At 68.7% G+C, this 15,391-nt stretch carries 17 protein-coding genes and 2 pseudogenes; 9 read left to right on the top strand and 10 right to left on the bottom strand.

Annotation, left to right across the window (positions count from 1 at the left end; genetic code table 11):
• The first annotated feature begins 8 nt into the window (after positions 1-8).
• The 3 genes and pseudogenes from OG395_RS04120 to OG395_RS58050 form a co-directional block, all read left to right on the top strand.
• Positions 9-146, top strand: a complete 138-nt coding sequence (locus tag OG395_RS04120) for a hypothetical protein (RefSeq protein ID WP_327241641.1) — start codon at positions 9-11, stop codon at positions 144-146.
• Positions 147-240: 94 nt separating this feature from the next.
• A complete protein-coding gene (locus OG395_RS04115; RefSeq protein ID WP_327241640.1) occupies positions 241-450 on the top strand; it encodes a hypothetical protein in 210 nt (69 codons plus the stop codon).
• 95 nt (positions 451-545) lie between these two features.
• Positions 546-737, top strand: a pseudogene (locus tag OG395_RS58050) (DNA polymerase III subunit beta); the annotation flags it as partial.
• 24 nt (positions 738-761) lie between these two features.
• Here the strand turns inward: OG395_RS58050 and OG395_RS04110 are convergent.
• From OG395_RS04110 to OG395_RS04100, 3 genes are all read right to left on the bottom strand, one after another.
• The gene (locus tag OG395_RS04110; RefSeq protein WP_327241639.1) at positions 762-2,597 is read right to left on the bottom strand and encodes a glycoside hydrolase family 15 protein; all 1,836 of its coding nucleotides are present in this window, start codon (positions 2,595-2,597) and stop codon (positions 762-764) included.
• A 61-nt stretch (positions 2,598-2,658) separates the two neighbouring features.
• Entirely contained in the window at positions 2,659-3,204 is a 546-nt protein-coding gene (locus OG395_RS04105; protein ID WP_327241638.1) for a hypothetical protein, read from the bottom strand.
• Positions 3,201-4,481, bottom strand: coding sequence for a molybdopterin-dependent oxidoreductase (locus OG395_RS04100; protein ID WP_327241637.1), 1,281 nt, complete (start codon positions 4,479-4,481; stop codon positions 3,201-3,203). Before OG395_RS04100 ends, OG395_RS04105 begins: the two co-directional genes overlap by 4 nt.
• A gap of 574 nt (positions 4,482-5,055) precedes the next feature.
• On the opposite strand from OG395_RS04100, the gene OG395_RS04095 reads away from it, so the two are divergent.
• A complete protein-coding gene (locus OG395_RS04095; protein ID WP_327241636.1) occupies positions 5,056-5,772 on the top strand; it encodes a methyltransferase domain-containing protein in 717 nt (238 codons plus the stop codon).
• Positions 5,773-5,913: 141 nt separating this feature from the next.
• Positions 5,914-6,063: a hypothetical protein gene (locus tag OG395_RS04090; protein WP_327241635.1), complete on the top strand. Its 150-nt coding sequence runs from the start codon at positions 5,914-5,916 to the stop codon at positions 6,061-6,063.
• Here OG395_RS04090 and OG395_RS04085 read toward each other — a convergent pair.
• Together OG395_RS04085 and OG395_RS04080 are read right to left on the bottom strand one after the other, a co-directional pair.
• Positions 6,032-6,331 carry a hypothetical protein gene (locus OG395_RS04085; protein ID WP_442818510.1) on the bottom strand — a complete coding sequence of 100 codons (300 nt, stop codon included), beginning with the start codon at positions 6,329-6,331 and terminating at the stop codon, positions 6,032-6,034. The genes OG395_RS04090 and OG395_RS04085 overlap by 32 nt on opposite strands.
• A gap of 91 nt (positions 6,332-6,422) precedes the next feature.
• Positions 6,423-7,607 carry a trans-sulfuration enzyme family protein gene (locus tag OG395_RS04080; protein ID WP_327241634.1) on the bottom strand — a complete coding sequence of 395 codons (1,185 nt, stop codon included), beginning with the start codon at positions 7,605-7,607 and terminating at the stop codon, positions 6,423-6,425.
• Positions 7,608-7,762: 155 nt separating this feature from the next.
• On the opposite strand from OG395_RS04080, the gene OG395_RS04075 reads away from it, so the two are divergent.
• Positions 7,763-8,200 (top strand): Lrp/AsnC family transcriptional regulator, encoded by a 438-nt coding sequence (locus tag OG395_RS04075; RefSeq protein ID WP_327241633.1) that lies wholly within the window; start codon positions 7,763-7,765, stop codon positions 8,198-8,200.
• 87 nt (positions 8,201-8,287) lie between these two features.
• Here the strand turns inward: OG395_RS04075 and OG395_RS04070 are convergent, their stop codons facing one another.
• Both OG395_RS04070 and OG395_RS04065 read right to left on the bottom strand, forming a co-directional pair.
• Positions 8,288-9,136, bottom strand: a complete 849-nt coding sequence (locus OG395_RS04070) for a PhzF family phenazine biosynthesis protein (protein WP_327241632.1) — start codon at positions 9,134-9,136, stop codon at positions 8,288-8,290.
• 174 nt (positions 9,137-9,310) lie between these two features.
• Entirely contained in the window at positions 9,311-9,574 is a 264-nt protein-coding gene (locus OG395_RS04065; protein WP_327241631.1) for a hypothetical protein, read from the bottom strand.
• A 173-nt stretch (positions 9,575-9,747) separates the two neighbouring features.
• On the opposite strand from OG395_RS04065, the gene OG395_RS04060 reads away from it, so the two are divergent.
• Both OG395_RS04060 and OG395_RS04055 read left to right on the top strand, forming a co-directional pair.
• Positions 9,748-10,585, top strand: a protein-coding gene (locus OG395_RS04060) for an IS5 family transposase (protein ID WP_442818509.1) whose coding sequence is annotated in 2 segments (ribosomal slippage) — positions 9,748-9,981 and positions 9,983-10,585 — 837 coding nt in all. Because the reading frame shifts where the segments join, the coding sequence is not laid out codon by codon here.
• A gap of 421 nt (positions 10,586-11,006) precedes the next feature.
• Positions 11,007-11,273 (top strand): hypothetical protein, encoded by a 267-nt coding sequence (locus OG395_RS04055; RefSeq protein WP_327241629.1) that lies wholly within the window; start codon positions 11,007-11,009, stop codon positions 11,271-11,273.
• A 130-nt stretch (positions 11,274-11,403) separates the two neighbouring features.
• Here the strand turns inward: OG395_RS04055 and OG395_RS04050 are convergent.
• Positions 11,404-11,613 (bottom strand): annotated as a pseudogene (locus OG395_RS04050) (SMI1/KNR4 family protein); the annotation flags it as partial.
• 13 nt (positions 11,614-11,626) lie between these two features.
• Between OG395_RS04050 and OG395_RS04045 the strand changes: the two are divergent.
• Positions 11,627-11,866, top strand: coding sequence for an integrase core domain-containing protein (locus OG395_RS04045; protein WP_327241628.1), 240 nt, complete (start codon positions 11,627-11,629; stop codon positions 11,864-11,866).
• Positions 11,867-12,114: 248 nt separating this feature from the next.
• On the opposite strand, the gene OG395_RS04040 is transcribed toward OG395_RS04045, so the two are convergent.
• Positions 12,115-12,879: a hypothetical protein gene (locus tag OG395_RS04040; protein ID WP_327241627.1), complete on the bottom strand. Its 765-nt coding sequence runs from the start codon at positions 12,877-12,879 to the stop codon at positions 12,115-12,117.
• A 95-nt stretch (positions 12,880-12,974) separates the two neighbouring features.
• The gene (locus OG395_RS04035; protein ID WP_327241626.1) at positions 12,975-15,383 is read right to left on the bottom strand and encodes a hypothetical protein; all 2,409 of its coding nucleotides are present in this window, start codon (positions 15,381-15,383) and stop codon (positions 12,975-12,977) included.
• Positions 15,384-15,391 lie beyond the last annotated feature (8 nt).

Raw genomic sequence — 15,391 nt, 5'->3', positions numbered from 1 at the left:
TCCCCGCAATGCTCGCTGCCGCCGAGCCCACCCCGCTCAAGGCGGCACTGGACGCGGTGTGGCATGCGCTGAACACGTACGGCGAGCACTACCCAGAGCTGCTGGAAGAGATCCGGTCGGCGTGCGCCAAGCGGACGGGGGAGTAGGCAGACCCTTCGTTCCGTCGACGGTGCTTCCCGGCAACGGGGTTCAAGCGCCAATGGCGACACGAGCTCACCGGACACGGCCTCTGCGGACACAATGCCCGACGGATCCGTCTGCCCCCACAAGCTCACCAGCGCCGGAAAGCCGAGAGAAGGCGGCTGCGCCGGCCGTCACGGCTACACGGCGACCTGCTCCGCCTGCCCCTGGACCGACATGAGCCAGGTCAGGGCCGCACTGGAGTACGTGCGCGACACGCACCTGCGCAGCCACCTCACCCAGCCCGCGGCCACCCCCGCAGCCGTCTGAGAAAGAAGGACTGCCCATGAAGCTCCGCGTCGAACTCACCCCGTTCGCCGCCGTCGCCGACGCGGCCCGCGCTCTGCCCGCCCGCCCGCCCGCCCGCCCCCGTCCTTGCCGCGCTCAGGCTGGATGCCGCCGCCGGGCAACTGACGGTCGCGGCGTTCGACTACGAGGTATCGGCCCAGGCCACCCTCGCGGCCGACATCACCAAGGCCGGCAGCGTTCTGGTCCCCGGCCGCCTGCTGTCCGACATCACCCGAACCGTCAAAGGTAAGAACCCGGTCGACCTCGAACTCGTCGGCCCGCGCCTGGTTGATTCACCGATCTGTCTGGCTGATGAGTGTGTTCTCCGCCTGGTGGATGGCTCGTGCGGTGTTGATCAGGCCGATGTGGCTGAAAGCCTGGGGGTAGTTTCCCAGTGCTTCGCCGGTCGCGGGGGAGACTTCCTCGGCGAGGAGGCCGACGTCGTTGGCGCAGGTGAGGGCAGATTCGAAAACTTTGCGGGCGCGGGTGGTTTCCCCAGTGAGCGCCAGGGCGTGGGCGAGCCAGAAGGTGCATAGGAGGAATGAGCCTTCTTCGGATGTGAAGTCATCGGTGAGGTAGCGGCGTACGTGCCCGCGTGCATCCGTGAGCTGGTCGGCGATCGCCGTCACGGTGGAGCGGACGCGGGGATCGTCGCCGGGCAGGAATCCCACGAGGGGAATCACGAGTGCTGATGCATCGAGTTCGCTGGAGCCGAACGACTGCGTGAAGGCGCCCAGGTGCGGGTTCCATCCTCGGGTTTCGATGGCCGTGCGGATCTCTTCACGCGTGTCTTGCCAGGCTGTGACGGTTGCAGGAGTCGCTCCGAGGGCGGGAGTGAGGCTGATGGCGCGGTCCAGCGCGACCCAGCACATGAGTTTCGAGTAGAGGAAGTGCCGACTGGGCCCGCGCACTTCCCAGATGCCCTGGTCGGGTTCGCTCCAGCGGTGGGCGGCGGTCTCGGTTGCTTGGCGGAGGAAGGTGCGGATGGGTGGATCGAACCACTCGCCGTGGGGCAGTGTCTGGTGCGCTGCGTCGAGCAGTTCCCCGTAAACATCGAGCTGGTGCTGGCGCCAGGCGTCGTTGCCGGAGCGCACCGGTGTGCTGCTGCGCCAGCCGCTCAGGTGTGGCAGGGTGCGTTCGCTCAGGTCCCTTTCGCCCCCGATCCCGTACAGGACCTGGAGGTCCACGCCGCGTTGGAGCTGGGTCGCCGCGGCTCGTGCGAGGAAGCCGAAGTACGCGGCCTTTTCCTTCTTGCAGGCGGAGGTTGACAGCGCCTGGAGGGTGAAGCTGGCATCGCGTACCCAGGTGTAGCGATAGTCCCAGTTGCGGTCGGCGCCGACGCATTCCGGCAGTGAGGTGGTGGGGGCGGCGACGATGGCTCCGGTGGGAGCGAAGGTGAGGGCTTGGAGTACGCGTCCGCTATGGGCGACCTGGTCTTGCCAGGGGCCTTGGTAGCCCTGGTGCGCTCGTGTCCACGAGCGCCATCCGTTGATGGTGTCGCTGAGGCGTCGGCGGATGCGGCCAGCACGCCAGGGGGCTGGTTCCTTGTCCCCCCAGGTGGAGGCGGACTGCAGTGCTAACCCGAGCCGCTGCCCGGCACGAAGGACGATGTGGCCATGCGCTGTCGATCCGTCGGTCGTCAACGGGAGCGGGGCGGAGAGCACCAGCCGGTGAGTGCCACCACTGGCGGTGAGGCCGCCACGCACAGCGGTGAGTACCGGGTGGATGAGGCCGAACTCCGGTCGCGGTGCGAAGTTGGTCTCCACGGTCACTGAGCCGGCGGTGCAGGTGATGTGACGCAGCATGATGCCGGGCGAGGATGCCCCGAGTGTGTGTCCTCGTTCCCGGTTTCCCATGGCAAGGGTGTCGAGCAGGACCATTGTTCCGGTCGGTGTGCGGAATGTGGTCTCCAGCGTCAGGGTCTGCGGCACGTAGCGGCGGCTGACCTCGCTCGGACCGCGCGGGCGGATCGACCAGTGGCCTGCATTCTCGTCGAGCAGACGGCCGAAGACGGAGGGGCTGTCGAATCGGGGGAGACACAGCCAGTCCACCGACCCGTCCGTACCGACCAGCGCGGCTGAATGGCAGTCCGACAGCAGCGCGTAGTCACCAATCGGGCGCGTACTCATGGCTGGCTTGCAGCTTGGTCAGGGACCACGCGCTGCTGGGGGAGTGGTCCGATCCACATGCTCACGGGGCGGATTCCTCGCCCGGCCCGGCCTGGGGCCGGGGGGCAGGCTCTGACTTCGGTGTCTGCTTTGACGGGCGGGAGAGTCCCATGCGGGTCAATAGCACGAGGGCGGAGGCGCCGAACAGGACAGCGGTGATCAGGAGCCAGCGGCCGAGGAACACATCAGCGGGGAGCGTGGTGTACGCGGTGAAGTGGTCGACCTGCCGCAGGATCAGGGGAAAGTAGGTCAGGAGCAGGACACCGGAGAGGAAGACCGGCACTCGGACATAGTTGATCCATCTCCGCGTTGGCGTGTTGCCGTTGTTCTGTGCGCCAGGCTCCCGACGGTCGCCCAGCAGTGTCTGAGCAGCACGGTCGGTGATTGTGTAGAGGGGGAGCAGGACCAGGTCGTGCAAGAGGGCCGCTCCCACGAACCACGCGATGACCATCCACGGTTCGTCTCCGGCCAGCAGCCGGATCCCGGCGTAGCCGGTCAGGGCGAAGGAGCACAGCACCAGCAACAGGTGCAGGGGCGAGGCCCCGTAACGGGCTCTGAGACTGCTCATGCGTTCTCCCCGAACGTCAGTCGGGTGACCCATTTGGTGTTGTGGACCCCCGGGTTGGCCGGGACGATGATCCGCGCTGGATACCCGTGATCCGGTGACAGGTCGGCCCCGTTGACCCGTAGAGCCAACAGGGAGCGCGGATCGCGGACCTGGTTGTCGCGCAGCGTGGTCGAGCGGAAGGATCCGCGCAGCTGCGCAGATTGTACGAACACACCCGGCGCACGGTCGGTGAAGCCGACGAGTGCCGCCAGATCCGCGAGCCGCACCCCACTCCAGTCCTGGTCCTCGGTGGACCACCCCTCCACACATGCGATAGGCAGTGCGGCCCTGTGCTGCGGCAACGCCAGGAGCTGAGCACGAGTGAAGATCCGCTCGCGTCCCCCACCCCGCACAGACAGCCGCCAGGCGGGACCTACGTCGCGGGCCCGGATTCCAACACCCACCGCGGTCTTGTTGACCTGGAACCCGTTCGGCCCCGGTCCCGGGTCCTGGCCGCGCGGCGCAAGCAGCGCGGTCGCTCTGAGGAAACCGCCAATGCTCTGCCCTGCCGTCACCGCGAGCAGGACCAGGGAGCCCGCGCCCACCATGCCCAATGCGCCCCGCCGCGAAATCGTCGGCGCAGCGGGGTTCGGGGTCACCAGGCCACTCTCGTCAGCCTCTACTGCTGCCCCGCGGCCAGTCGGCCTGCGCAACTCCTCGCGCAGGCCACCGCTGCGCAGCATCCGGATCATAAGAGGAATACGGAACGCAACATGAAAGACGAAGGCACCGATGAAGACCCAAGCCCCGTAAAAGTGCAGCGGGTAGAAGGACCCGGGGAAGACGTAAGCCAACTGGATGTTGAGCACACCGGTCGCGAACTCGAACAGCACCCCGCCCACCAGCAGCAGCAAAGACAGCCGTTCGAGTACCTGGCCGACCGACTTCACCGGCGGCCAGGAAAACAGCCGGGGAATCACCGACCACAGCTTCGCCAACAGCACCGGGATCAGCACGATGCCGAGCGTCACATGAACGCCCTGGTTGAGCCGGTACAGCCAGTACGGATCCGTCGGCCAGGCAAACAGATAGAAGCCCAGCCACCCCCGATCGGGAGTCTTGTCATTGCCCCCGAGATCCGGGTTGTACGCGGCATAGGACAGCAGCCCCGTCACGAACATCACAGTAATGCCCACCAGCAGAACCGCACCGAGAACCGATGTCAGCCACGGCCCCCGCAATGGGCTACGCCAGAACCCGGGCCGCGACGGGCCGACCGGCGGGCCTACCCGGACCATTTCGCTGAGCCGCGCCTTCGACGACTTCGCGTGTGAGTCGGCAGGCTTGGCGGCAGGTCCTGCAGGACGGCCTTCCGTTTCCCACTCGCGGGGCGTCCCGCCCGCGGAGGTACTGCTCTGCCCGCTGCCGCTGTCCCCACGCCCTGCCGTCGGCGCGGGACCACCCGCTCTTTGAGGATTCCCAGGCGGCGCCTTCCGTTGCGGCTCCGCGGTCCCGCCCTGGACACGCCGGTCCGGGCCGTCAGAGCTCGGCGCAGCCGTGCCTTCCTGCGGAGGTTCGTCCTTGCCGTGCGAGTCACCCATGGAATTCCCTGTGCGTTCACGGAGCTAAAGACCATCAGCCAACATGCACATTAGACATAAATGGGACGCGCTTATGTACTTCTTCGGCTGATCGAGTGACGCGGCAGTGTGGGGCGCGGACGCACAACGCGAACGGCCGCATCCTTGCACCGTGACGGAACCGAAGATCCCTCCTGCGGCATCCGGGACGCAGGCGCGATCCGACCGCCCGACTCAGGCGCCAGACACGTGGCGGGCCGCTGAGCAAGGACACTTACGCTCCCGGTGCGCTATGCGCGCAGGTGGGCCTGCGGCTGAAGGCGGCCGCGCTACGAGTAGGAGAGGACCACAAGGCATCGCGCCCAGCCCCTGGCACAACGGACTTTTTGCCGACGCCATCAACTCCGGCCGTGGCCCCCTGTTCCTGCGCCGCACGGACGGAGAGCTGATCCCGCTGGACGTCGAGCGATGGTGTGAGCCCGCCAACGAGGACGACATGACCGTCCTCCAACGTTGCGAGAAAGCGGTGTTCGACATCGGCTGCGGACCGGGACGAATGCTTACCGCTCTCAGGGACCTGGGCCACACCGTGCTTGGCATCGACGTCAGCCCGGCAGCCATCAACCGAACACAAGGCAACGGCGGACCAGCCCTGCACTGTTCCGTCTTCGACCCCGTACCGGACGAAGGCCGATGGGGTACCGCGCTGCTCATGGACGGCAACATCGGCATCGGCGGCGACCCTGCGAAACTCCTCGAACGCGTGGCAGAGATCGTCGAGCCTGAGGGCCTTCTCCTGGTAGAACTCTCCCCGCTCGACGTCGACCAGCGGTTCCTGGTCACGCTTGAGAGCCAGACCGGCGTGTACGGCCAGCACTTCCCGTGGGCCAAAATCGGCATCACCGCACTTCTACGCGAAGCACGAACTGCGGGATGGAGACATGTTGAGCAGTGGGACGCGCACCGCCGCTCGTTCGTGGCCCTACGATCCACAGTTCAACCAAGGTGAGCCCCGAAGGGGGCGGCACTATTGGGGTGTGTACAGCGAGCAGACCGCCACCTTCCACGCCGGCAAGCTCGTCCCGGCCCTGCCGGCGGCCGACGCCGACGAGGACCTGCTGGACCGCCACGAGGCCGCCCCGAGCTGGGCGTGTCCGCGGCCAGCTGGAACAAGTACAAGAGCGACCCGAAGCTGACCGAGCACGTCGTCCTGGTCCCGGCCGGCGACGGCGGCACCGAGCACTGGCCGCGCCGCGTCGTCCGTGAGATCAAGGCATTCCGGCCCGGCCGCGGGGTTTGAGGGTGCCGTGCATGGCTGCGGCCCACTGGGGGAAGGTCCAGTCGGCGCCGATGCCGCGGAACGCGGTCTGCCAGGCGTGGCGGTGGTTGTCGACGAAGCCGGGCATGACGATCCGGTCGCTCGCGTCGATCACTTCGGCGTCCGGGGTGTCGATGCGCTCGGCCACCGCTGAGATGACGCCGTCTTCGATGAGTACGTCACCGCGGCCGAGGTCGCCGACGGACGGGTCCATGCTGACCACGGTGCCGCCGGAAAGCACGATCTTCATGGGGGGCTCCTTCACTTCGGGGTGGTTCACGGGCTCGTTGCGGTGGGGGCGGGTAGGCAGGGGCGTGTGCGCTGCATCGCACGACAGCCGTTCAGGCGGTTGCGGCTTGGGCAAGTACGGCGTCGGCCGCGGCGAGCGCGTCGGCGACCAGGTCGGCGGTGTCCTCCGTGCCGGCCGCCAGCCGCACCAGGCCCGGTGGCACGGCTTCGGTGAGTTGGTCGTCGCTGAGCATTCCGGCCCACATGGACGCCGGGTGCACGGCGAGTGATTCCACGCCGCCGAGGCTGGCGGAGCGGCGGGGGTAGCGCAAGTGTCCCAGGAACGCGTCGGCCATCGCGAATCCGCCGGTGAATTCGACGCTGAGCACTCCGCCGAATCCGTTCATCTGGTCGGCGGCGAGCTTGTGCTGCGGGTGGGTGGCCAGGCCGGGGTAGTGCACCTTCGTCACGGCCGGGTGCGTGCTCAGTGCCTCGGCGAGCGCCAGGCCGTTGTCGTTGTGCCGTGGCATGCGCAGCGGCAGGGTGCGTATGCCACGCAACAGGAGCCAGGCGTCGATCGGGCCGAGGGTGGCGCCGGTGAGGAGGCTGGTGTCCCAGATGCGGTCAAGGATCTTGGCCGGTCCGGCCAGCACTCCGGCGGAGACGTCGGAGTGACCGTTGAGGTACTTGGTCGCGCTGTGCCAGACCACGTCGATGCCGAAGTCCGCCGGCCGCTGGTTCAGAGGCGTGGCGAAGGTGTTGTCCGCCAGGGTCAGCACGTCGTGCGCCCGGGCCAGGTCGGCGACAGCGCGCAGGTCGGTGATCTGCAGCAGCGGGTTGCTCGGGGACTCCACCAGGATCAGGCGGGTCTTGGGGGTGAGGGCATTCTCGAACGCCTCAGGGTCCCTCTGGTCCACCAGCGTGGTGGACACGCCCAGGCGCGGCAGCAGGTTCAGCAGCACCGAAGCGGTGCCCCCATAGGTGGACTTCTGTCCAATGACGTGGTCGCCGGCGGACACCAGGGCGAGCACGGCCGTGGTGATCGCTGCCATGCCGGACGCGGTGACCATCGCCGCCTCGGTGCTCTCGAGTTCGGCGACGACGGCGGCGACCTGGGCATGGTTCGGGTTGCCGAAGCGGGTGTAGAAGTCCTTGCCGCGCGGCTCGACGGCGCCCGCGGCGAACGTGTGCGCGTCCTCGGCCGAGAACGCGGCCGTCTGGTAGATGGGCGGCGCCACGGCGCGGCTGGGGTGGGTCTCACGGTCAGTGTGAACGGTGACGGTGCTCTTGCCAGGCATGGCCAACCCTTCCGGGATTCGACGCTATGTCTGCAACCAGCATGGCTGCCGGTGACCCCGACATGACCCGGCTGACAGCAATCTTGGCAATAGATTGCGCCGGGTGCGGGCATACCGTTGTGCTAAAGAGTCGTCAGTAGCAATATTCTGCTGTCATGGATGAAGTGGACCGGTCGATCTTGGCCGTACTCGAACGGCATGGCCGCATCAGCAATAGTGAGCTCGCCGCCCGGGTCGGGCTGTCGCCCTCCCCCTGCCTGCGGCGCGTCCGCCAGCTCGAGGAGGCCGGGGTCATCCGCGGCTACCGGGCGCTGATCGATCCGGCAGCGGTCGGCCGGGGCCTGCGGGTGTTCGCGGGCGTGCGGCTGATGCGGCACACCCGCGCGGACGTGGTCGCCTTCGAAGAGGAGGTGATGGGGCTGTCCGAGGTGATCGCCTGTCACCACATCACCGGCAACTTCGACTACCTGCTCCAGGTGGAGGTGGCCGACCTGCCGGCCTATGAGGAATTCCACGCCAACCAGCTGGCCGCCCTGCCCGGGGTGGGCACGGTCAACAGCTTCGTCATCATGAAGACGCTCGACACCGCATGACAGCCCCGCCCTGCCCAGGCGGGCGCCCCGTGGCAGTCGCCTGTCGCCGGGGACCGGTGAGTGCCGCGGGGCATGGACGGTGGGCCGTCACACGGTGATGGAGCCCCGGATGCAGATGGTGGCGGCACCACTGACCCAGACGGTGCCGTCCGCCTCCGCGGTGATCTCGATGCTGGCGGCCCGTTGCAGCCGTGTGCCCTGGGAGACCCGGTAGGTGGTGGGTGCGGCGCCGGTGCTGGTGAGCCACTGACCGACGGCGGCGTTCATGCTGCCGCACGCGGGGTCCTCGGGAACGCCGGCGCCAGGGGCGAAGGTGCGCATCTCGAAGTGATGCTCGGATCCTTCGGGGTGGGCCCCGATCGCGCCGACCATCGCGGCCGGGATGAGGGACAGGTCGGGTTCGAGGGCGAGGACCTCCCTCGCAGTGGCCAACTGGATCACCGCCCAGCCGGGCCCGTTGTCCACCCACTGGTGGGCCAGGACCTGCTCGCGCGTGATGCCGAACGCGGCGACGATCTGGTTCAGGTAGGCATCGTCGAGCACGCCGTCGCGGATCCGGGGCGGGGCGGCGAAGGACAGGGCGTCCTTGCTGCGGCGCACGGTGACCAGGCCGGCGGCGCACTCCTGCACGATCCGGTCGGCGTGCCGGGGCATGCCGCCGCCCTCCAGCCAGGCGCGCGCGGAGCCGAGGGTGGGGTGCCCGGCGAACGGAAGCTCGTTCTGAGGCGTGAAGATCCGTAGCCGGTAGTCCGCCTCCGGGACGGTGGGGGGCAGCACGAACGTGGTCTCGGACAGGTTCGTCCAGCAGGCCAGGCGCTGCATGGCCTGGTCACTCAGGTCCGTGCCGTCCAGGACGACCGCGACCGGGTTACCGCGATAGGGAAGGGCGGAAAACACGTCCACTTGCATGAACGAGCGGGTGCGCGGCATGGTCATCAGGGGCCTTTCGTAGCGGCAGCAGACGGGGCCTGCCTCCGCTGCTCAGCGGAGGCAGGCCCATCCCACGGGGCGTCGGCCACAAGAGAACAGGGCCAGTTGAAACACAGTGGACTGGCTGGGCCGCCACGGCGTGCAGGGGCGGCGGCGTGAACGCCGAGAGCCCGAGAGTGTTTAGCGACCAGCCATCGGGTGGCTGTCAGCGGAGGCGGCTGTATACCGGGCCGTCCAGAGGCGGGCGGCCCCCGGCATCACGACGAAGACGAGCAGCGCGGTCGAGGCGAGGGCGAAGGGGAGCGGGCGCACCCACTGGTTCCAGTGCGCGAACTGATTGGCGACGGTCAGGGAGCACAGCCGGTCCGAGACGTAGATGGTGGCCAGCAGGGTGGCGAACTCGGCCCAGTGCGGCATGGCCGGCGTGCGGAACATGTGCGGCATGACGTTCTCCTAGTCTCAGAGCCTGTCGGGTGGCTGATCATGCGTAAAGCGTGACGGTTGCGATCTGCCCTCCGGGCATGGCGACGGCCCCGGAATGATCACGTGGTGTGTGCCAGTGCGACAACTCCGAGGCCGTCAGCGTCCCATGCTATCCATCCAGCCTGACCGATGAGATGTGGGAGATCATCCAGCCGCTACTTCCCGTGCGTAACCTGCGAAAAGGCGGCGGGGTGCGCAGGTACGGAGACTGGCTGGTACTCGACTCGATCTTCTACGTGCTGCGCTCGGGCTGCCAGTGGCGGATGCTCCCGCGCGACCTGATGCCCTGGGACGCGGCACACCGCTGGTTCACCAAGTGGCGCCGGGACGGCACCTGGGACCGCGTCCACGACGAGCTCCGCCGCCAGGGTCCGGATCCGTGCCGGACGCGATCCCGAGCCGTCGGCCGCCGTGATCGACGCCCAGTCGATCAAGACCAGCGAGGGCGGCGAAGCACGTGGATTCGATGCGGGCAAGCGAACGACAGGGCGGAAGCGGCACATGATCGTGGACACGATGGGCCTGCTGCTGGTCGTCGCGGTCACCTCCGCTTCCGTGCAGGACCGGGCCGGAGGCCGCACCGTCCTGGCCCAGCTTGCCGTCGGCTTCCGCACGATCAGTCTGGTGTGGGCCGACGGCGGGTACGCCAACTCCGTTGATTCCACGCTGCTTTCATGGGCCCGGGATGCGTTGAACATCGTTGTCGAGATCGTGAAGCGGACCGACGACGTCAAGGGCTTCAAGGTCCTGCCCCGCCGCTGGGTGGTGGAGCGAAGTTTTGGCTGGCTGGTCCGAAACCGTCGGCTGGCCCGCGACTACGAACGGCTGCCCGCGACATCCGAGGCCATGATCAAGGTGGCGATGATCCGCCTGATGCTCGTCCGGCTCGCCGGGCAACCATCGCGGTGGAGCCATGAATCCCACCGCAAGACGGCCCGAACCAAGACCGTCGAGGACCTCATCGCAACGTAATCAACTGGCCACCCGACAGGCTCTGAGCGTCGGCTTGCCCAGGGCAGGCCCAGCGGGGGAGGCCCAGGCACGACGGGCTAGCGCGCCATCGGGAAGGACTGCAGATGCATGCTGGTCATCTGCCGGCGAAGCTCCGTCAACTGGGCAATAGGTGTTTCCCGCTGGGCATCTTGCTGTGCCCGCTCCGCCTGTCGACGTGCCCGGTCGAGCTGCGCCGCCGAAGGCGCCACGGATCTGGGGCGCGAGGCCGTGCGGTGGGTACTCGTGCCGCGTCGGCTGCCTCCGCCGCGCAGCGAGCTGGAGGCATAGAAGGGGCCGAGACCGGACGAGATACGGGCTCCGCCGCTGCCGACGCTGATGCGTGCCGCGCGGGGACCGACCGACGTACGCACCCGGCACACCGACCCGGAAGCCAAATCCCATGGCAACTCCTTCTCTCCTCAAGGAGTCTGGCACCGAACCCGCCCACACCGACTGGGAACGCCGCAGGGCCAGCCTCGACGAACGGCAGCGCGCCCTGACCGTCCTCGCCGCTCTCGAGCTCGACGGGATGAGGATCGCCTTTACCGCTGTCGCCCGCGCCGCCGGCGTCTCCACGCGGCACCAGCAGCACTGTGCATGGAACTCGACCTGGGCCGCCAAAACTTCCCGTGCCCCGCCATGCCCGGGGCGACCGCAACGGCGCTGACGATGGGAGGCACTGCCAGCGGAGCGTCGAATGTCCAGGTGGTGCGCCCGTCTCACTCAGCTCATGAGGTCGATCGGAACTGGAGAAGACGACCTCGGTCCACACTCGCGGAGAGTCACGCAGCGTCATATCAGGGCTTGTTCGCTGCCCAGTGCTGGCCCCAGCCACCAAAGCCAGGTTCAGCGGTGGTGAACCCGAATTGCTCGCCGAAGGGGACAGCGCCGACGTCAGTGATCAGCCAGACGTGTCCTCGGTGAGGTCCGGCCACGATGAGATGCCAGTTCATCGCGCATCCGTCGGTGCCGAGCACGATCGAGCCGTGGTTGTAGACCTGCTCAAGGATTGAGCGCTGGGTGGGATCATGCAGGCGCGAGGCCACCGGCCGCATCCTGATCACGGGCGGACGACATCTGCGCCTCGTCGTCGACGAGTACGCCCACCACTACAACGATCATCGCCCCCACCGATCACTCGGACAACGATCTCCAGACTGTCTCCACGCGCCCCCACAACCCGCCAAAGACGAGCAGACCCGCATCATCCGGCACGACCGGCTCGGAGGGCTGATCCATGAATACACTCAGGTCGCGTAGGGGGTGACAAGGGTTGTCGGCGCCCATACGGTACTTGCCCGGAGCCAGACACTGCGAGTACTCCTCGTCCCGCACGGCTCCGTCGGCATGGGGATCGGACCAGGGCGGAGGGCGGAGTTTCCACCCTGGTGGCGGCGAACTCCGCATCGACGGTCCGACGGAGCATCAGCTGATCCATACGGGCACCATACGGTGCGGCCACGTGGCCGCCGCTCGTCCCACCATCGCACCGCCGGTGGACCCGGCGCTCAGCCCGTGGCCTCCAGATCCCCACACCCCCGCTCATGCGGCAACAGGGGCCGCAGCGTGAGCTGGAGGCGCGTACCGGCGTACGTCCACACCACCCCGGGCCCGGCCTCGGTGGCCAGGCGCTCGGCGTGGGTGAGGCGGGCGCCGGTGAGAATCGTGCAGGTGCCCTCTGGGGTCTCGGTGCCCGTCGACGGGTTGCCGAGGGGCCAGGGGCGGGTTGCGGTGGAGGCGTCCGGCCAGGGGCGGGCGAACACGGCGAGGCGGGAGGCCCGGTAGGGGCGGGCGGGTCCGAGGAAGACGTTCGCGGGCCAGCGGGACGGGTCGACTCGTTCCCGGAAGTCGCTCAACTCGTCGTTAGCCATGGGCAGTTGATAGGTATGGTCCGCGACCGTCAGGGCGAGCGAGGGGCCGTCGACGGCGTCCGGCTCGGTCGGTGCGGTGTGTGCCGTCGCGTGTACGTCGGCGTAGAGGGCGTCCGCCTTCGCGTCGGTGACCCGTCGTACGGTCGCCGTGAGCAGTGAACCCGCCGGGCGTCCGGGAACGATGACGCTGCGGTCCCCGTACAGCGCGAGGTCCGGCAGGGCCGCGCGCACGGGTGGGGAGGGGGTACCGGGGATGGTCCGGACTGCGGCCGCGAGCTCGCTTCGACCCGTCGGCCGTGCAGGTGCCGCGTCGTTCTCGCCCGTCGACCCACAGGCCGTCAGGGCGGCGGCGGTCAGGAGGAGAGCCGTCGCGCCGGCGACCGGGGCCAAGTGATCACGCATACCCCTGGGACGACGCGGCGGCGTGGACCGGTTCCGCCCGCCGGGTCCCCGGCCGCGTACGGGAGTACGGGGCCGGGGACCCGGCAGGGCGGGGGTCATGACTTGGTGAGGGTGCACGTGCCGTTGCCGGCCTTGTTCACGACCACCAGGCCGTGGCAGCCGGACGGCAGGTCGACGGTGACGGACTCCGGTGCGCCGGGGCCGCCCGCGTCGCCGGTCGCGGTGGCGCCGAGCCGGGTCACGACGTTGTCGCCGCTGCTGCGGTCGGCGTCCAGGACGAAGATTTCGGCGTCCTGGTCCGTGCCCGAGGGAGTGACGGTGTAGGTCGCCTTCTCGCCGTTCAGCAGGCAGATGTCCCAGACGGCGGCCAGCCGGTCGGTACCCATGGTGACCGTGGGCGAGCCGCTGAAGATGCCTTCCGTCTCGTCGGCCTCGATCCGGTAGTCGCCGCTGCCGGAGATGAGGGACACCCGCGGGTAGTAGTCGCCCGTCGGGCGCTGGTTGGAGTTGATCGCCACGAAGTCCGTGGCTCCCGCTCCGGCCACGCTGGTGGTCAGCAGGTTGTTCTGCGCCTCGTCGTCGTAGAGCCGCAGGTCGTAGTCGGCGGTCGTGGGCGGGCGGAGCGCCACCACGGACCAGAACACCTTGGTGGTGTCGAACCGGTAGTTGTGGGCCGGGTCAGGGGTGGGCCGGGTCTGCGACTGGTGGCTGGTCAGCGGGTTGCGGTAGCCGTAGTCGATGGTGTTCTGGAAGAGGCTGCCAAGGGCGGGGGCGCCCGTCTCACGGCCGTCCGCGACGCGCGCGTCCCAGTACTCGCGGAAGGTCGTCACCCGGTGGTCGAGGAAGGTGTTCCACACCGGGGAGAGGCCTTCGCCGTACGCGTCCCAGCCTTCCGTACCGGTGTCGACCAGGTCCCACAGGGCGCCGGCCACACGGCCCTCGACGGCGTCCCCGTCGTCCCAGCCGCCGGTGTCCCAGGTGTGTTTCTCGAAGTCGACGGTGAAACCGCTGGCGTCGTTGTTGGTGTCCGTGCGGTCCCGGTACACCGGGTCGCCGAACACCGCGACGCCGTACCAGTCGGCGAACCCTTCCGACCAGGCGCAGTTCACGTGACTGGTGCCCGTGATGATGTGCGGGGAGGGACAGTGCGAGTCGAAGTCGTCCTCCTCGTACGTGTCGTCCATGACCGCGTGCCCCATCTCGTGGACCACGACGTTGCGGTCGTCGGCATCCTGCGGCGGGAGGTAGATCTCGTCCTCGCTCGGCCGGTAGAAGGCGCCGCCCGGGTCGTCGTCCGGGTGCCAGTTGATGTCGGTGCGGCGGCAGTCCCAGTCCCGCTCGTCCCAGCAGTCTCCGGGCGTCCACTCGGAGGCGGTGTTGACGAAGTCGTAGGCGCGCAGGGCACCGTGCAGCCGCTCGTCGGTGGCCGTCTGGACGCCGAGGTTGGTGGTGGTGCCGTCGCCCCGGTCCTCGAAGTTCGCCGTACGGAACTCGTAGACGTCGTCGTCGTCCCGCTCCACGCCCCACTGGCCGTTCTGCGTCACGAACTTGAGGTAGAGGTCCTGTCCGCCCCGCGCGTCCGTGCCGTTGTCGAAGCAGAGCCGGTACGCGCCGTTGCCGTCGGTCAGTCCGACGGTGAGCAGGTCGTCGCTGTTCGCGGGGTCCTCGTCCCAGACCTGCACCTGGAGGTTGGCGGACGGGCGCGAGATGCCGTCCTCGTCGTGGTAGACGAAGGAGCCGCGCACGCAGGTGAGGGCGCCGGCGAGCGACTTCGCTGTGCTCGTGGCTGCGTCGTCGCTGTGCGGCTTGGCCAGACCCTTGGCGGGGATCTTGGAGGTGGGGCGGCCGGTCAGCGGTTCGGCTGTGGTGCCGTCGGGCACCGGGGCGGCGGTGTACGTCCCGGACTTGAGGCCGAGGCGGGACGAGGCCGCGTCCGCGCCGACGGTGACCAGGGCCGGGTCCTCGACACCGGCGCCGTACCCCTTGGGCGGCAGTACGCGGGCCCGGACCGCCAGGTCGCCGGTGGTGGCGGCGGTGACGGGGGCGGTGAAGGTGAGGGTGCGGTCGGCCTTGAGGTCAAGGGTGCGGGTGGCCCGGCTGACCGATCCGCCGTTGTCGGGCAGGGCGGAGGCGCGGCGGGCGATGTCGAAGCCTTCCGGCGCCTTGGTGAAGCGCAGGGCCGCCGGAAGGTCGATCTCGACCTTGGCCCCGGGGATGTCGATGCGGGCGTCGAGCGTCACGGTCAGGGTTGTCTTCTTACCCTTGGCGGGTGCGGTGTCGAGCGCGGTCTTCAGCACGACACAGCGCGGTCCCTGATCGCCGCCGTCGGCGCAGGCGGCCGTACGGGGCTTGGCGACGTCCGCTGCGGTCCCCGCCGGAGCGCCCGCGGCGGGTATCGCCTGGAGGCCGCTCAGGGTGAGGGCGGCGGCCGCGAAGGCCGCGCCTAAGGCGAATCGCGAACGAGATCTTCGCCGATCAAGACGGGAAGGGCGATGGGGTCGCACGTGAATCT

The sequence above is a fragment of the Streptomyces sp. NBC_01320 genome, assembly GCF_035974375.1.
Lineage (GTDB): Bacteria > Actinomycetota > Actinomycetes > Streptomycetales > Streptomycetaceae > Streptomyces > Streptomyces yanii.
This window is presented reverse-complemented; position numbering and strand designations above follow the sequence as displayed.